This window comes from Bradyrhizobium sp. USDA 4449 (genome assembly GCF_054056275.1).
In genome coordinates, this window is sequence record NZ_JBSRYD010000001.1 from 4,555,249 (window position 1) to 4,570,817 (window position 15,569).

At 62.8% G+C, this 15,569-nt stretch carries 12 protein-coding genes; 6 read left to right on the forward strand and 6 right to left on the reverse strand.

Annotation, left to right across the window (positions count from 1 at the left end):
- Nucleotides 1-210 precede the first annotated feature (210 nt).
- Nucleotides 211-1,485, forward strand: a complete 1,275-nt coding sequence (locus tag ACVIIW_RS21250; protein WP_456702508.1) for an acyl-CoA dehydrogenase family protein — start codon at nt 211-213, stop codon at nt 1,483-1,485.
- Nucleotides 1,486-1,604: 119 nt separating this feature from the next.
- Here the strand turns inward: ACVIIW_RS21250 and ACVIIW_RS21255 are convergent, their stop codons facing one another.
- Nucleotides 1,605-3,185: a fatty acid--CoA ligase gene (locus tag ACVIIW_RS21255; protein ID WP_456702509.1), complete on the reverse strand. Its 1,581-nt coding sequence runs from the start codon at nt 3,183-3,185 to the stop codon at nt 1,605-1,607.
- 114 nt (nt 3,186-3,299) lie between these two features.
- A complete protein-coding gene (locus ACVIIW_RS21260; RefSeq protein ID WP_456702510.1) occupies nt 3,300-4,172 on the reverse strand; it encodes an SDR family oxidoreductase in 873 nt (290 codons plus the stop codon).
- A 104-nt stretch (nt 4,173-4,276) separates the two neighbouring features.
- On the opposite strand from ACVIIW_RS21260, the gene ACVIIW_RS21265 reads away from it, so the two are divergent.
- The 3 genes from ACVIIW_RS21265 (at nt 4,277) to ACVIIW_RS21275 (ending at nt 7,259) form a co-directional block, all read left to right on the forward strand.
- Nucleotides 4,277-5,086 carry a crotonase/enoyl-CoA hydratase family protein gene (locus ACVIIW_RS21265; protein WP_456702511.1) on the forward strand — a complete coding sequence of 270 codons (810 nt, stop codon included), beginning with the start codon at nt 4,277-4,279 and terminating at the stop codon, nt 5,084-5,086.
- A gap of 152 nt (nt 5,087-5,238) precedes the next feature.
- The gene (locus ACVIIW_RS21270; protein ID WP_456702512.1) at nt 5,239-6,783 is read left to right on the forward strand and encodes an acyl-CoA synthetase; all 1,545 of its coding nucleotides are present in this window, start codon (nt 5,239-5,241) and stop codon (nt 6,781-6,783) included.
- A gap of 71 nt (nt 6,784-6,854) precedes the next feature.
- Nucleotides 6,855-7,259, forward strand: coding sequence for a YccF domain-containing protein (locus ACVIIW_RS21275; protein ID WP_456702513.1), 405 nt, complete (start codon nt 6,855-6,857; stop codon nt 7,257-7,259).
- Between the two features lie 163 nt (nt 7,260-7,422).
- Here ACVIIW_RS21275 and ACVIIW_RS21280 read toward each other — a convergent pair whose 3' ends face one another.
- Nucleotides 7,423-7,947, reverse strand: coding sequence for a Spy/CpxP family protein refolding chaperone (locus ACVIIW_RS21280; RefSeq protein WP_456702514.1), 525 nt, complete (start codon nt 7,945-7,947; stop codon nt 7,423-7,425).
- 805 nt (nt 7,948-8,752) lie between these two features.
- Here ACVIIW_RS21280 and ppc point away from each other — a divergent pair.
- The gene (ppc, locus tag ACVIIW_RS21285) at nt 8,753-11,545 is read left to right on the forward strand and encodes a phosphoenolpyruvate carboxylase (protein ID WP_456702515.1); all 2,793 of its coding nucleotides are present in this window, start codon (nt 8,753-8,755) and stop codon (nt 11,543-11,545) included.
- A gap of 71 nt (nt 11,546-11,616) precedes the next feature.
- On the opposite strand, the gene ACVIIW_RS21290 is transcribed toward ppc, so the two are convergent.
- Genes ACVIIW_RS21290 through ACVIIW_RS21300 form a run of 3 tightly spaced genes read right to left on the reverse strand, consistent with a single transcriptional unit; the run spans nt 11,617 to nt 14,094 of the window.
- Nucleotides 11,617-12,531: an SDR family oxidoreductase gene (locus tag ACVIIW_RS21290; RefSeq protein ID WP_456702516.1), complete on the reverse strand. Its 915-nt coding sequence runs from the start codon at nt 12,529-12,531 to the stop codon at nt 11,617-11,619.
- Between the two features lie 6 nt (nt 12,532-12,537).
- Nucleotides 12,538-13,677 carry a thiolase C-terminal domain-containing protein gene (locus tag ACVIIW_RS21295; RefSeq protein ID WP_456702517.1) on the reverse strand — a complete coding sequence of 380 codons (1,140 nt, stop codon included), beginning with the start codon at nt 13,675-13,677 and terminating at the stop codon, nt 12,538-12,540.
- A 3-nt stretch (nt 13,678-13,680) separates the two neighbouring features.
- Entirely contained in the window at nt 13,681-14,094 is a 414-nt protein-coding gene (locus ACVIIW_RS21300; RefSeq protein ID WP_456702518.1) for a Zn-ribbon domain-containing OB-fold protein, read from the reverse strand.
- A 207-nt stretch (nt 14,095-14,301) separates the two neighbouring features.
- On the opposite strand from ACVIIW_RS21300, the gene ACVIIW_RS21305 reads away from it, so the two are divergent.
- Nucleotides 14,302-15,549, forward strand: coding sequence for an amino acid ABC transporter substrate-binding protein (locus ACVIIW_RS21305; protein ID WP_456702519.1), 1,248 nt, complete (start codon nt 14,302-14,304; stop codon nt 15,547-15,549).
- Nucleotides 15,550-15,569: the final 20 nt, after the last annotated feature.

The following is a 15,569-nucleotide window of genomic DNA, read 5'->3' on the forward strand; positions in this document are numbered from 1 at the left end:
CGCGCTCCCGCAGCTTCTCGTGAAGGAATATCGGCGTGATACTAACGCCCGTCACCGCGGCAACACCATCGAATTGCGCGGGTGCGCCTTGCACCTGCTTCAGGCCTCGGCTTGCTTGACTTGAACGTGCTCTTCTCACCTTAATCGTGCGAAGCAAAATCGCGCCAGCGCCTTAACGCAAAACGACAAAATCAATCCGGGAGAGAACCTGTGGATTTCTCATTGCCTGCCGATCTCGTCGCCTATCTGGGAGAACTCGACCGTTTCATCGAACGCGAGATCAAGCCGCTGGAAGAGGCGGACGACAACATCCGCTTCTTCGACCATCGCCGCGAGTGGGCGCGCACCGATTTCGAGAATGGCGGTCTGCCGCGACATGAATGGGAAGCGCTGCTGCGCAAGGCCAAGGATCTTGCGGATACGGCCGGCCATCTTCGCTTTCCGGTGCCGAAGCAATATGGTGGCAGGGACGGCTCCAACCTCTGGATGGCGGTGATCCGCGAGCACTTTGCCGCGAAGGGCCTCGGCCTGCACAACGACCTCCAGAACGAGCACTCCATCGTCGGCAACTTCCCCGTCGTCACCATGCTGGACCGCTATGGAAGCGACGACCAGAAGGCGATGATCGACGGCTCGATCAAGGGCAAGTACCGCATCACCTTCGGCCTCACCGAGCCGCATCACGGCTCCGATGCCACCCACATGGAAACGCGCGCGGTGCCGGCTGTCAGAGACAACGTCAAGGGCTGGATCATCAACGGCGAGAAGATGTGGACGACAGGCATGCATGTCGCCACGCATTGCGCGCTGTTCGCACGCACGTCAGGCAATGACGGCGATGCCCGCGGCATCACCTGCTTCCTGGTGCCGGCCAAAAGCCACGGGGTGAAGGTCGAAGAGTATATGTGGACCTTCAACATGCCGACCGACCATCCGCGCGTGAGCTTTACGGATGTGTTCGTGCCCGAGGATGCGCAGTTCGGCGAAGTCGGCCGGGGCCTGTCACTGGCACAGTGTTTCGTCCACCAGAACCGCATCCGCCAGGCCGCGAGCTCGCTGGGCGCAGCGGTCTACTGCATCAACGAGAGCGTCAAGCACGCGCGCGAACGAAAGCCGTTCGGCAAAGCGCTCGCCGAGAACCAGGCAATCCAGTTCCCGCTGGTCGAACTCGCCACGCAAGCGGAGATGCTGCGCTTGTTGATCCGCAAGACCGCCTGGGAGATGGACCAGCTCAACGAGGAGCAGATCGAGCGCACGCTCTCCGACCGCGTCTCGATGTGCAATTACTGGGCAAACCGCCTCTGCTGCGAATCCGCCGACCGCGCCATGCAGGTTCACGGCGGCATGGGCTACTCACGCCACAAGCCGTTCGAGCACATTTATCGGCACCACCGCCGCTACCGGATCACGGAAGGCAGCGAAGAGATCCAGATGCGCAAGGTGGCGGGGTTCCTGTTCGGGTATATGGGGCCGGGGAAGCATTGAGGCGCGCACCGCTCTCGGAGGGTGGCATTAGCCGAAGGCGTAGTCCACCACTTCCGCGACCATCGAAAGAAAAGAGGTGGGTTACGCCTACGGCTAACCCACCCTACGGCACCGGCGTCTCAATTCACTCGTCGATCCTTCCCCGCCCAATACGGCTCACGCAACTGCCGCCGCAAGATCTTGCCTGACGGATTGCGCGGCAATGCCGGCAAGAACTCCACGCTCTTCGGCGTCTTGAACCCTGCAATACGTTCGCGGGTGAAGTTGATGATGTCGCTGGCGGCCGCCTCTTTGCCCGGCTTCATCACCACGACTGCCTTCACGGCTTCGCCCCATTTCTCGTCGGGGACGCCGATCACGGCGGCTTCGGCGATATCAGGGTGATCGCACAGCGCGCTCTCGACCTCGGCGGGATAGATGTTCTCGCCGCCGGAGATGATCATATCCTTGATGCGGTCGTGGATGTAGAGATAGCCGTCTTCGTCCATGTAACCGGCATCGCCCGTGCGCAGCCAGCCGTCGCTGCGGAGCGTCGAAGCGGTCGCCTCCGGCAGGTTCCAGTAGCCGGCCATGTTCGAGCCCGAGCGCGTCGCGATCTCGCCGACCTGGCGAGGCGGCAACGGCTTGCCGTCGGCATCGAGGATGGCGATCTCGACGCCCAGTAGCGCCTTGCCGGCCGAGCGCATCCGCTCCAGCCCCTCAACGTGATCCTCCGGCGGCAGCGCGACGATGGTGCCGGTGGTCTCGGTCATGCCGTACATCTGCACGAAGCCGCATTTGAAGACCTCGATGCATTCCTTCAGCAGCGCCGCCGGAATCGGTGAGGCGCCATACAGCATGTATTTCAGCCTGGAGAAATCGACGGTCTTGGCGCGCGGTTGCCGCACCACGAACTGCATCGCTGCCGGCACCATGAACAGTTTTGTGATGCCCGACTGCTCGAAGAAATCCAGTACCTTGGAGGGATCGAACTCGCGCGCGATCACGCCGCGGGCGCCGTGATAGAGTCCCATCACGCCCCAGCCGGAGCCGCCGATATGGAAGATCGGCATCGCCACCAGCGACACGTCGTCGGTCGACCACCGGTTCCACTCCGGCTTGTCCTCCGCATTGCCCGTCTGCACCAGGTTGAGGAAGTTCGCATGGCTCAGCATCGCGCCCTTCGGCTTGCCCGTCGTGCCCGACGTGTAGAGCTGGATCGCGATGTCCTTGGTGTCGATCGGCACCTTGGGATCCTTGCCGCTCTGTGCCTCGCGCCACGCGGTAAAATCCTGCCATTCCGCTGCGCCGCCTTCGGTGGTGATGACCGTGCGCACGCCCGGAAGCTGATCCCTGATCTGGCGAATTTGCGTGATGAACTCCGGCCCGACGAACAGCACAGGTGCGTTGCAATCGGCGACGATAAAGGCGACCTCGGGGCCTGCGAGCCGCCAGTTCACCGGCGCCATCACCACGCCCGCCTTCATCGCGCCCATCAGCAGCTCGAAATAGAGATCGCTGTTCTTGCCGAGATAGGCGATGCGGTCGCCCTTTTTCACGCCCGTCGCGAGAAGCGCGTTCGCGACCTTGTTGGTGTTGACGTCGAACTCGGCAAAGCTGGTGACGCGGCCCTCGAACTCGTAGGCGATGGCATCGCCGCGGCTCATCGCGCGCTCGCGCACCATGTCGGCGAGGTCAGCCAGTTTCGGTGATGCGGACATGTTTCTCCCATGGCGATTTGTTTTTAGGCTTGGGAGTGTGACGTCATCTGCAGGTGAAGACAAGGTGCGGAAGCTCTCTCAGCATGTCGTCCCGGCCTTCGCCGGACGACGTGGTCACCCGCGCTTCGCCCGGTCCTTCTCGTTCTGCGCCATGATGCTTTCGCGCGCGGTTTTCCAATCGTCGTCGCCCCAGTCGCGGAGCTGGTAGAAATTGCCGCCCATGGCGAGCGCCTGCGCGCCGTCCATGGCGATGGTCTCGCCATTGATCCAGTCGCAGCCGCCGGAGATCAGGAATGTAGCCAGGTTCTGCAGCTCCTCCATGCTGCCGACGCGGCCCATCGGATTCATCGCCTTGGTGCGCGCGCCGGCCTCGTCGCCGGGCTTGATCCGCTTGCTCATGCCTTCGGTCGGGATCTCGCCCGGCGCGATCGTGTTGAGCCGGATGCCGTAGCGGCCCCATTCGGTCGCGAGCGACATCGTCATGGCGTGGATCGCCGACTTGCTCATCGCCGACGGCACCACGTAAGGCGAGCCGTTGCGCACCCAGGTCACGGTGATCGACACCACGTTGCCGGGTTGCTTCAGCGCGATCCAGCGCTTGCCGACCGCATGCGTCACATAGAACGTGCCGTGCATGACGATGTTGGCGACCGCGTCGAAGCCGCGCGGCGAGAGCTCTTCCGTGCGCGAGATGAAATTGCCGGCGGCATTGTTGACGAGATCGGTCAGCGGCGCGTCGCGAAAGATGGTCTCGACCATCTCCTCGACCGCGAGCGCGTTGCGGATGTCGACGCCGTGGCTGGTGACGCGGCCGCCGTACTGATCCATCAGCTCGATTGCGGTCTCGTCGCAGACGATCTTGCGCCGGCCGCAGATGTGCACCTCTGCGCCGAGCTGGAGGAAGCGTGCCGCCATCGATTTGCCCAGGCCGGTCCCGCCGCCGGTCACGAGAATGCGCCGCCCAGCCAGAAGATTTTCCTTGAACATGGCTGTTTCTCCCGTACGGATTGTCAGTTAATTGGTCGATTGACTAAATCCGGCCGTCGGCTTTCTGTAAAGCGGCACCGAACAAGAACAGGGGAGATTCATCCATGGAAGAGCGCGTTTCGATCTCGATCTCGGAAGGCGTCGCCGACGTGCGCCTGGTGCGCGCGGACAAGATGAATGCGCTCGATCAGGCCATGTTTGAGGCTCTGGTTGCGGCAACCGAGCGGCTTTCGACGGAAAAAGGCCTGCGCGCCGTCGTGCTCTCGGGCGAGGGGCGCGCGTTCTGCGCCGGTCTCGACATGGGGCGTTTTGCCGCCATGAAGGAGAAGGGCGGCAACGGAATTCCGGGTGGCGAAAATCGCGATCTCACCAAGCGCACGCACGGCCAGGCGAACTTTCCGCAAGCCGCGGTATGGGGATGGCGCCAGCTTCCGGTTCCCGTGATCGCCGCCGTGCACGGCGTTGCCTTCGGCGGAGGCTTTCAGCTCTCGCTCGGCGCCGACATGCGTTTTGTCGCACCCGATGCGCGAATGTCGATCATGGAAATCAAATGGGGCCTCGTGCCTGACATGGCGGGCACGCCGATCCTGGCCTCGCTGGTGCGCGACGATATCCTGCGCGATCTCACCTACAGCGGTCGCATCTTCTCCGCGCAGGAGGCGATGAACTACGGCCTTGCTACGCGCATCTGCGATGACCCACGGGCTGTAGCCCTCGAGGTCGCGCGCGAGATCGCGGAAAAAAGCCCTGATGCAATCCGGGCGGCGAAGCGGCTGCTCAACAACCTGTCGGTGGATCCCGGTCCAGCGCTGCTCGCTGAATCCGTCGAGCAACAGAAGCTGATCGGCAGTGCGAACCAGACCGAAGCGGTGCGCTCCAATCTCGAGAAGCGCGCGGCGAAGTATGTGGATTAACCTCCCGTCATTCCGGGGCGATGCGCAGCATCGAGCCCGGAATCCATAATCACGATCGGGAGTATGGATTGCGGGCCTGCGCCCTCGCGCATCCCGGAATGACGAGCGTGGTAGTAACGACAGTTTAACCGACGAAAGATCGGACAACAAAAATGAGCGAAACGTCCAAATTCCTCGGCATCGTCTCCGGCGACCGCCGCCGTTCCCACGCCGAGGTCGCCGAACGCGCCGATCGGATCGCATCGGGTCTTGCCGAAATCGGCGTCAGCCAAGGCGATTGCGTCTGCATGCTGATGCGCAACGACATTGCGTTCCTGGAGGCCGCCTATGCCGCCATGCGGCTCGGTGCCTACGGCGTTCCGATCAACTGGCATTTCAAGCCGGAGGAGATCAACTACATCCTCAATGACACCGGCACGTCGGTGCTGATCGGACACGCCGACATGCTGCACGCCTTGCGCGATGCGATTCCGAAGGGCATGACCGTGCTCAGCGTGCCGACGCCGCTGGAGATCCTCTCCAGCTACAAGATCGATCCGGATCATTTGAAGACGCCAGATTTTGCGATCGAGTTTGAGACATGGCTCGCGCAATTCGACCCCTATGACGGCCCGGTCGTGGCGCAGCCCATGAACATGATCTATACGTCGGGGACGACAGGCCATCCCAAAGGCGTGCGTCGCAACGTACCGACGCCGGAGCAGCAGGCCGCCGGCGAGCGCATGCGCGCAATGATCTATGGGCTGAAGCCCGGCGCCCGTGCGATCCTGCCGGGCCCGCTCTATCATTCGGCGCCAAACTCGTTCGGCATTCGCGCAGGCAAGCTCGGCGGTGTCCTGGTCCTGATGCCGCGTTTCGAAGCCGAAGAGTTCCTGCAACTGATCGAGCGATACGCAATCGACACCATCTTCATGGTGCCGACCATGTTCATCCGCCTGATGAAGCTGCCGGAGGAGGTGCGCAAGGCATACGACGTCTCCTCACTCCGCCACATCATTCATGCCGCAGCGCCTTGTCCGGCCGACGTCAAGCGCGCCATGATCGAATGGTGGGGCCCGGTGATCTACGAATTCTACGGCTCGACCGAATCCAGCGCCGTCACCTTCGCAACCTCGGACGACGCGCTGAAGAAGCCGGGCACGGTCGGCAAGGTCTCTCCCGGTGCCGAGCTGCGCTTCATCGGCGATGACGGCCGCGTGCTCGGCGTCGGCGAAATCGGCGAGATCTATTCGCGAATGCCTGCCATGGCCGACTTCACCTATCACAACAAACCGGAGAAGCGCGCCGAGATCGACCGCGATGGCTTCATCACATCAGGCGACGTCGGCTATATCGACGAAGACGGCTACGTCTTCATCTGCGACCGCAAGCGCGACATGGTGATCTCGGGCGGCGTCAACATCTATCCGGCTGAGATCGAGTCCGTGCTGCATGCCATACCAGGCGTGCATGATTGCGCCGTGTTCGGCATCCCGGACGCCGAGTTCGGCGAAGCGCTGATGGCGGTGGTCGAGCCGCAACCAGGGGTCACGCTGGATGCCGCAGGGATCCGTGCGCGGCTGAAGAACTCGCTCGCCGACTACAAGGTGCCGAAGCATATCGAGATCCGCACCGGACTGCCGCGCGAAGACTCCGGAAAGATCTTCAAGCGCCGCCTGCGCGAACCCTATTGGGAGCAGGCGGGACGAAAAATTTGAGGACGTTCTCGTCTTCGCAGTGGCGGATTTCGCGGGTATATAGACGGGATCATTGACCTCCGGATGATCACATGTCCCCGGTTTCCATCCTGCTCAACATCATCTGGATTCTCGTTGGCGGTGCCTGGATGGCATTCGGCTGGCTGGTGGCGTCGGTCATCATGGCGATCACCATCATCGGCCTGCCCTGGGCGCGGGCGGCGTTCAACATCGCCATTTACACGCTGTTGCCGTTCGGCTCGCGGGCGGTCAACCGCGAGGAGGTCACCGGCATGAGCGATATCGGCACCGGTGCCCTCGGGGTGATCGGCAACATCATCTGGTTCGTGCTGGCCGGCTGGTGGCTGGCGCTCTGCCATCTCCTTACGGCCGTCCTCTTTGCGATCACCATTATCGGCCTTCCCTTCGCCTGGGCCCATCTGAAGCTCGCCGGCATCGCGCTCTGGCCGATCGGCAAGGTGATCGTGCCGGCGTGAGGCGCGGATCGGTGCACGTCGACCCAGGGCAGCGGAGCGGAAGTCGCGCGCGTCGGGTGCCTCGTCGGCTTGCGACCCCGAAGCTGACATCGCCCCGCTGCTGCATTCCCGTCGATGCACACGCGGCAAACTGAATTCGGTCTAGAAGAGAGACGGCTTTGCTTCAGTCCTCGTCCTCAGCGAGCGCACGACGCCGTTCCACGGCGTCGCTCATGTCGTGAAGTACAAGGACCGCGAGGGCCGCCATGCGCTGCCTCTGTTCGGAGTTGAACGTTTTGTAGAGCGGCTGCCACGCCTCGGCGAGTTTATCCAAATCGGCCGATCGTTGAGCCAATGCTTCCGATCGGCGCTGCAAAAAGGCGATGGGGTCACGGTTGCGCATCACTTCGACAGAATTTTGGTCGGCCCGCCTGCCCACTGTTTCTCCGATTTTTGCAAGACGTGCCTTCCGATCCTCCGACCTCGCACGAATGGCGCTCTCCACAGGGGGCCAAAGCTTTTCCTGGTCAGGTGTCAGTTGCAGCGCGGCCTTGACCAGATCAATCCTCATCTCCGCCAGGTTATTCCGATCTGCCGCATTCAACCGTTCCGGTGATGCGGGAGCAGAGGTCTGCGCGTTTTGCGCGAGGGCAATCGGGGATGCAGTGAGGAAAATTGCAGTTGTTCCAGCCACTACGATCTTCAACATCGATGATCTCCCTGGGTCAGTGGCCCCCAACAGCAAGCCGCAAAATGAGCACGTTCCGATCGGTTCACTTGATTCATGTCAAAGGATCGATAGAACTTTCCGGCGCATCTCCGACCCGCGCAAAGCAATCTGAGCGTTTCCGGCCCGCAAGTTCGTATGATCGGTTGAGCTCTTGCGAAACCCCTCACTCCATCCGCGATGACGAAGCTCGATGGCAGGGCGTAAGCGAACCATCAAACCCGCTGCCGATGACGAAGCACCATGGGTTTCGCAGGGCTCAACCCGTCCTGCGCGTTCCCGCGGCGGCGGAGGCCCGCAGCCCTGGGTGCACACCAAATCCCTCGCGTTGCCCGACAGGCAAAACACGCCCCATGGAGGTCAATGGACGGGCATGTAAATCTTCTGATTGATCGAAATCATCGTTTCGGTTAAATCGCAACCATTCCGGCACGTCAAAGGGATGTTTCGCGATCGTCGTGCAGCGCTCCCCGGGGAGAGCGCGGCATAGGCCGTAAAACCATTGCGCAGGGAAGGCCCGGATGTCCCGGCGTCACCTGTCGCCACCCCGCGTGCGTTCCTCGCGTGCGGACCCTGGGTGCCAGCCGGCGCCCGGCCTTCCCTGCGCCCCAGCAAAGCTTCGGGCGCGCGCCGCGAGAGCGATAACGTGTGTCTGCGCCGGTCGGCAATTGTCTCTTGACCGGCGAACGTTGCCGCGTCGCCCCCAACTTCATCTTGCACTGCGGTAGAAAAATATCGCACACTCCGGACCGAGGAGCCATTGGGAGCTCTAAAAGGGGAGCGAGCCTTGTCCCTCCAGACCGTGCCATCTGACGCCGCCGATGTACGACCGAACCGGCCTGAGGATGTTCAGGCGCTGGAGGCGGATGCCCGCCTGCGCGACGACATTCGCCTGCTCGGACGCATCCTGGGCGATACGGTGCGCGACCAGGAGGGGGCGGATGTGTTCGATTTGGTCGAGCGCATCCGACAGACCTCGATTCGGTTCCACCGCGACGAGGACCGGGTGGCCCGCCGCGAGCTCGAGCAGATACTCGACAGCATGTCGACGTCGGAGACGGTGCGGATCGTCCGCGCTTTCAGCTATTTTTCCCACCTCGCCAACATCGCCGAGGACCAGAACAACATCCGACAGATGCGTGCCCGCAGCGCCACCAACGGCTCCGGTGTCCTGGCGTCGACTTTAGCCAATGCCAAGGCCGCGGGTATCGGTGCGGATACGTTGCGCAGCTTCTTCAAGAGCGCGCTCGTCAGCCCGGTGCTGACCGCGCATCCGACCGAAGTCCGCCGCAAGAGCACGATGGACCGCGAGATGGAGATCGCCGCGTTGCTCGACCGCCGCGAGCGCGTCGCCTTGACTGCGGATGAGGCCGCCGCCAGCGACGAGCAGCTTCGCCGCGAGGTGCTGACGCTGTGGCAGACAAATCTGCTGCGCCGGACCAAGCTCACCGTGCTCGACGAGGTCGCCAATGGCCTGTCGTTCTACGATTATACCTTCCTTCGCGAGGTGCCGCGGCTGGTCAACGCGCTTGAAGACCGGCTGGAGGAGGGCGGCGAGCAGGCCGCGGGCGAGCTCGCCTCTTTCCTGCGCATGGGCAGCTGGATCGGCGGCGATCGCGACGGCAATCCCTTCGTTACCGCCGACGTGATGCGCGGCACGCTGCGGCTTCAGTCGAGCCGGGTGATGCAGTTTTATCTGAACGAGCTGCACGTGCTCGGCTCGGAACTGTCGATTGCGGCCCATCTCGCCGACGTCTCCGGGGAGCTGCGGAACCTGGCGGAGCGCTCGCCCGATACCTCGCCGCACCGGAGCGGCGAGCCCTATCGCCTCGCGGTATCAGGAATCTATGCGCGCCTGACCGCCACGGCCGAAAAGCTCGAGGTCGAGATCACCCGCCGCCCCGTCGGCAAGGGCGCGCCCTATGGCAGCGTCAAGGAGTTGCAGGCGGATCTGGATGTGCTGCACCGCTCGCTGATCTCGAACAACGCCCGCGTCATTGCGCGCGGCCGGCTGCGGTTGCTGCGCCGCGCGGTGGATTGTTTCGGCTTCCATCTGGCGCGGCTCGACATCCGCCAGAATTCGGCCGTGCACGAACGAACCATCGCCGAGCTGATTGACGCCGCCAATCCCGGCATGTCCTATCTTGCGCTCGGCGAGGATGCTCGCATCTCGCTGCTCACCAACGAACTGCGCTCGACGCGTGCGTTGGTCTCGCCGTTCGTCAAATACAGCGACGAGACCATGGGCGAGCTCAACGTCTTCCATGCCGCCGCGGAAGCGCATGCGATGTTCGGCTCGGATGCCATTCCCCAATGCATCATCTCGATGTGCAAGAGCATGTCGGACATGCTCGAAGTGGCGGTGCTGCTGAAGGAGGTCGGCCTCGTCCATCCCTCAGGGCGGAGCGCCATCAACATCGTGCCGCTGTTCGAGACCATCGAGGATTTGCAGGCGTCATCAGGCATCATGGACCGCATGCTGTCGCTGCATGATTACCGCCGCCTCGTCGACAGCCGCGGCAGCGTGCAGGAAGTCATGCTCGGCTATTCCGACTCGAACAAGGATGGCGGCTTCGTCACCTCGGGTTGGGAACTCTACAAGGCCGAGATCGGCCTCGTCGACGTGTTCGAGCGTCACCACGTGCGGCTGCGTCTTTTCCACGGCCGCGGCGGTTCGGTCGGCCGCGGCGGAGGGCCGAGCTACGATGCCATCGTCGCGCAGCCGGGCGGGGCGGTAAACGGCCAGATCCGAATCACCGAGCAGGGCGAGATCATCTCGTCGAAATATTCCAACGCGGAAGTCGGCCGCAACAATCTCGAAATCCTGGCGGCCGCGACACTGGATGCCAGTCTGCTCCAGCCGCGCCAGAGCGCGCCGCGTCGCGAATATCTGACGGCGATGGACGAGCTGTCGAACCTCGCTTTCAAGGCTTATCGCGGCCTCGTCTACGAGACCGACGGGTTTGTCGAATATTTCTGGGCTTCGACCGTGATCAACGAGATCGCGACGCTCAACATCGGCAGCCGTCCGGCCTCCCGCAAGAAGACGCGCGCGATCGAGGACCTTCGCGCGATCCCCTGGGTGTTCTCCTGGGCGCAGTGCCGCCTGATGCTGCCGGGCTGGTATGGCTTCGGCAGCGCGGTCGAGCAATGGATCGCGGAGCACCCGCAACAGGGCATGCCGTTCCTGAAAGAGCTCTACAAGGAATGGCCGTTCTTCCGCATGCTGCTGTCGAACATGGACATGGTGCTTGCGAAAAGCTCGATTGCGATCGCCTCGCGCTATGCCGAGCTGGTGCCGGACGAGGCGCTGCGCGAAAAGATCTTCGGCCGCATCCGCAGGGAATGGCATTCCTGCATCGAGACATTGCTCGACATCATGGGGCAGGACCGGCTGCTGCAGGGCAATCCGTTGCTCGAGCGCTCCGTGCGCCACCGTTTCCCCTATCTCGACCCGCTCAACCACGTGCAGGTCGAGCTCTTGCGGGAGCACCGCGCGCAGAACCCGGACGAGCAGGTGCTGCGCGGGATTCAGCTCACGATCAACGGCATATCGGCAGGCTTGCGGAATACGGGGTAAGGAGCGAGTTGCGAATGGCGAGCAGCGAATAGAACCCTGTTCGCCATTCGCTGCTCACTATTCGCGCAACCTCAAACCGGATCCCAGGGGAAGATATCCGCCGAGCGATCCAGCTTGTAGAACGAGCCCTTCAGCGCCGGCATACCATGTTCCGCGATCGTCTGCGGCGTCCAGCCTTCGCTACGATGCACCGAGCGCAGCGGACGGTTCTGGCTGAACAGGAACAGTTCGTTCATGCGCGCACCGAAGATCTGCCCGGAGACATCCTTGGCGGCATCGGAGAGCAGGTAGGCGCAGATCGGCGCGATCTTTTCGGGTCCCATCTGCTTGATCTTCTCGACCCGCGCCTTCTCCGCCTCGGTCTCGGTCGGGATGGTGCCGATCATACGGGTCCAGGCGAACGGCGAGACGCAGTTCGACCGCACGTTGAAGCGGCCCATGTCGAGCGCAATCGACTTGGACAGGCCGATGATGCCGAGCTTGGCGGCGGCGTAATTGGCCTGACCGAAATTGCCGATCAGACCGGAGGTCGAGGTGAAGTGCACGAAGGAGCCGCTCTCCTGCTCGCGGAAGATACGCGCGGCGGCATGGCTGACGTAGAACGAGCCCATCAGATGCACCTTGATGACGGCCTCGAACGCTTCCACGCTCATCTTGTGAAAGATCATGTCGCGCAGGATGCCGGCATTGTTGACGACGCCGTCGAGCCGGCCGAAATGATCGGTCGCGGTCTTCACGATCTTGCTGGCGGGCACGGCTTCCGCCACCGACTCGAAGTTGGGCACTGCGACGCCGCCGCGCTTCTTGATCTCCTCGACCACCTCCTCGGCAGGTGTCGCGCTCGAGCCGGCGCCGTCGGCGGCGCCCCCGGGATCGTTGACGACGACCTTGGCGCCCTCAGCCGCACAGAGCAGCGCGATCTCGCGGCCGATGCCCCGGCCTGCGCCGGTGACGATGATGACCTTGTCCTGCAGTGATTTGCTCATGTGGGGTTACCTCTCGTTCGTGAACACGATCGTGCCTGATGCGGCGAACATGCCGCCAACGCCGTGGCACACCGAAATCTTCGCGCCAGGGACCTGCGCCGGCGCGATGCCGCGCATCTGGCGCACGCTCTCCTGGAGCGCGTACATGCCGTACATGCCGGAATGCATGTAGCTCAATCCGCCGCCATTGGTGTTGAGCGGAAGCTCAGCTCCCGGCCGCGTGTTGCCATCCGCGATGAATCTGCCCGTCTCCTCGTATGGCATGAAGCCGAGATCGCCGAGGCCGAACAACGGCAGATGTGCAAAAGCGTCGTAGATCATGAGGTGATCGACGTCCCTGTGCGCGATGCCGGCCTCCTTGAAGGCGAGCGGCCCTGCAGTCTTGAACGCACGCGAGGAGTTGAACGTCTCCATCTGGCTCACCATCGGCGTTTCCACGCTCTCGCCGGTGCCCATGATGTAGACGGGCTTGCGAGGAAAATCCTTGGCACGGTCGGCCGAGGTCAGGATCAGCGCGCCGCCGCCGTCAGTGACGAGGCAGCACTGCAGCAGGCGGAACGGATAGGCGATCATGCGCGAGTTGAGGACGTCGGCGACCGTGATCGGGTCCTTCATCGTGGCGCGCGGATTTCTCGCGGCCCATTCACGCTGCACCACCGCGACCGAGGCAAGCTGCTCATGGGTGATGCCGTAGGTCTTCATGAAACGCAGCACGGGGATCGGGAACATGCTGGGCGGCCCGTAGACACCGTAGGGGGCCTCGAACTGGCCCTGCAGGCTGTCGGCCGGGATCGAGCGTGGCGCCTTGCCGATCATCGACTTGCCGCTCTCGGCATGCGTGATCAGCACGGTCTTGCACAGGCCGGCCTCGATCGCCGCAGCCGCATGGCGAACGTGCAGCATGAAGGAGCAGCCGCCGACAGAAGTGCCGTCCACCCAGGTCGGCTTGATGCCGAGATAGTGGCAGACCTGCTGCGGCGTCTCGACGGCTGTGGCGAAACCGTCGATGTCCGACAGCTTCAACCCGGCATCGGCGACGGCGTTGAGCGCCGCGTCCGCGTGAAGCTGGAGCTGCGACATGTTGGGGATCACGCCGAGCTCGGTGGTCTCGGCCGCACCGACGACGGCAACCTGGTTCTTGCGCATGATCTAGCCCTTCGCCGGACGGAACACGGGGAGCGTGATCTTGTCGTCGAGCGCCTCGAAGGCGACCTCGAGCTTCATGTCGAGCTCGAGTGCCTCAGGCGTCTGCGGACAGTCGATGATGTTGCTCATCATGCGCGGCCCCTCGGCGAGCTCGACCACGGCGATCGCGTAAGGCGGCGTGAAGCCGGGTGCGGCGGGGCGATGGTTGATCACGTAGCTGTAGAGGAAACCCTTGCCGCTGGCCTGGAAGACGGAGACCTTGCGCGAAGCGCAGGACGGGCAGAACGGACGCGGCGGGAAATAGACATGCGCGCAGGCGTCGCAGCGTTGCAGGCGCAATTCGCCGGCTTTCGTGCCCTCCCAGAAATGCTGGGTTTCCGGCGTCGGTTTCGGTCGCGCGCGCTGCGGTTCGGCCATCTCGGCAGCTCCTCCCAAAGGCGAAAGCCTGATGCTCGCCCCGTTTCAATCTTGATGCGCCAATTGACTGTCGCGCGTCAACGGTCCAGCACTGAGATCTGCAAGCCATGTATTCCACCATGCGCACAATTGCGGTTGGCATGCTTGTGTGTCAGTAGGGCCGCACGGTACATTGATGCCGAGACAAGAAGAGATCGGGAGGATTCCATGTTGAGAACACTGGGCGTTGCGCTGATTGCAGGTCTGACCTTCGCTGCGCCGGCCCTTGCTGCGGACGCGCCGGCCGAGATCAAGATCGGCACGCTTTACGCGTCGAGCGGGCGCTATGCCTCCATCTCGATGCCTGTTCACTACGGACTGAAGCTGTGGGCCGACCAGAAGAACGCCGAGGGCGGCGTGTTTGTGAAGGCGTTCGACAAGAAGATCCCGATCAAGCTCGTTGCCTATGACGACCAGAGCAACACGGCGACCGCGGCCACGTTGTATAATCAGCTGATCACACAGGATAAGGTTGATCTTCTGGTCGCCGATTCCGGCTCGGTGCTGACCGCGCCTGCGGTTGCGATTGCCCGCGACCACAAGATGTTCCTGTTCAATCAGACCGGCACCGGCGCCAGCTTCTTCTCCAAGGACAATCCGTACATCGCCTTGATGGCCGATCCGGTGTCGACCATCTGGCCGAAGCCCGTCGCCGATTTCGTTTCGCATGATGGGCCCGGCCTCGGCATCAAGAAGATCGCGATTCTCTACGCGACCAACGAGTTCACGGGCACGCAGGCGAATGCCTTCCGCAAATTCGTCAAGGACTCGGGCGCGCCGATCGAGATCGTCTACGATCAGGGCGTTCCGACCGAGACGACCAACTACACCGTCATCATCAACAACATCGCCAATACGAATCCGGATGCGGTGATTCACTTCGGCTATGCGCCGAACGACATCGCGTTCCTTCGCAACGTCCAGGACGTCGGCGTCAACTTCAAGATGCTGTTCTCTATCTATGCGGGTCTGGAGACGGAGCTGCTCGAAAAGAACGTCGGCGAGAAGGGCCTCGAGCACGTCTTCACCTACGTCCCGCCGCAGGAGCTGAAATATCCGGTGAACTTCGGGATGAACATGGACGAGTACAAGGCGGCCTGGGACAAGAAATATACCGACGGCAAGGTCGAGTTCGGCTTCAACTCGGTCGCCGGATATACGACGGCTCTGGTGATCGAAAAGACCCTGTCGGTCGCGACCAGCCTCGATCAGCTGGAGCTGCGCAAAGCCGCCTTCAGCCTGTCCAATCAGCTGAAGACGCTGGACGGGACCTTCGCGCTCGACGAGATGGGCGGCCAGATCGGCGAACTCACGCCGCTCGGCCAGCTCGAGCTTGGCGATCACGGCCACATCAAGTTCATCTCGATCTATCCTCACGAGACGGCGACCGGAAAGCCGGTCTATCCGCGGCCATGAGGGACAAACCTGCTGCGCGA

Bases quoted from the DNA above. Each gene is read 5' to 3' on its own strand.
- ACVIIW_RS21275 (WP_456702513.1), top strand. From the start codon at position 6,855: ATGTCCCCGGTTTCCATCCTGCTCAACATCATCTGGATTCTCGTTGGC.
- ACVIIW_RS21260 (WP_456702510.1), bottom strand. From the start codon at position 4,172: ATGTTCAAGGAAAATCTTCTGGCTGGGCGGCGCATTCTCGTGACCGGC.
- ACVIIW_RS21300 (WP_456702518.1), bottom strand. From the start codon at position 14,094: ATGGCCGAACCGCAGCGCGCGCGACCGAAACCGACGCCGGAAACCCAG.
- ACVIIW_RS21280 (WP_456702514.1), bottom strand. From the start codon at position 7,947: ATGTTGAAGATCGTAGTGGCTGGAACAACTGCAATTTTCCTCACTGCA.
- ACVIIW_RS21265 (WP_456702511.1), top strand. From the start codon at position 4,277: ATGGAAGAGCGCGTTTCGATCTCGATCTCGGAAGGCGTCGCCGACGTG.
- ACVIIW_RS21255 (WP_456702509.1), bottom strand. From the start codon at position 3,185: ATGTCCGCATCACCGAAACTGGCTGACCTCGCCGACATGGTGCGCGAG.
- ACVIIW_RS21290 (WP_456702516.1), bottom strand. From the start codon at position 12,531: ATGAGCAAATCACTGCAGGACAAGGTCATCATCGTCACCGGCGCAGGC.
- ACVIIW_RS21270 (WP_456702512.1), top strand. From the start codon at position 5,239: ATGAGCGAAACGTCCAAATTCCTCGGCATCGTCTCCGGCGACCGCCGC.
- ACVIIW_RS21305 (WP_456702519.1), top strand. From the start codon at position 14,302: ATGTTGAGAACACTGGGCGTTGCGCTGATTGCAGGTCTGACCTTCGCT.
- ACVIIW_RS21295 (WP_456702517.1), bottom strand. From the start codon at position 13,677: ATGCGCAAGAACCAGGTTGCCGTCGTCGGTGCGGCCGAGACCACCGAG.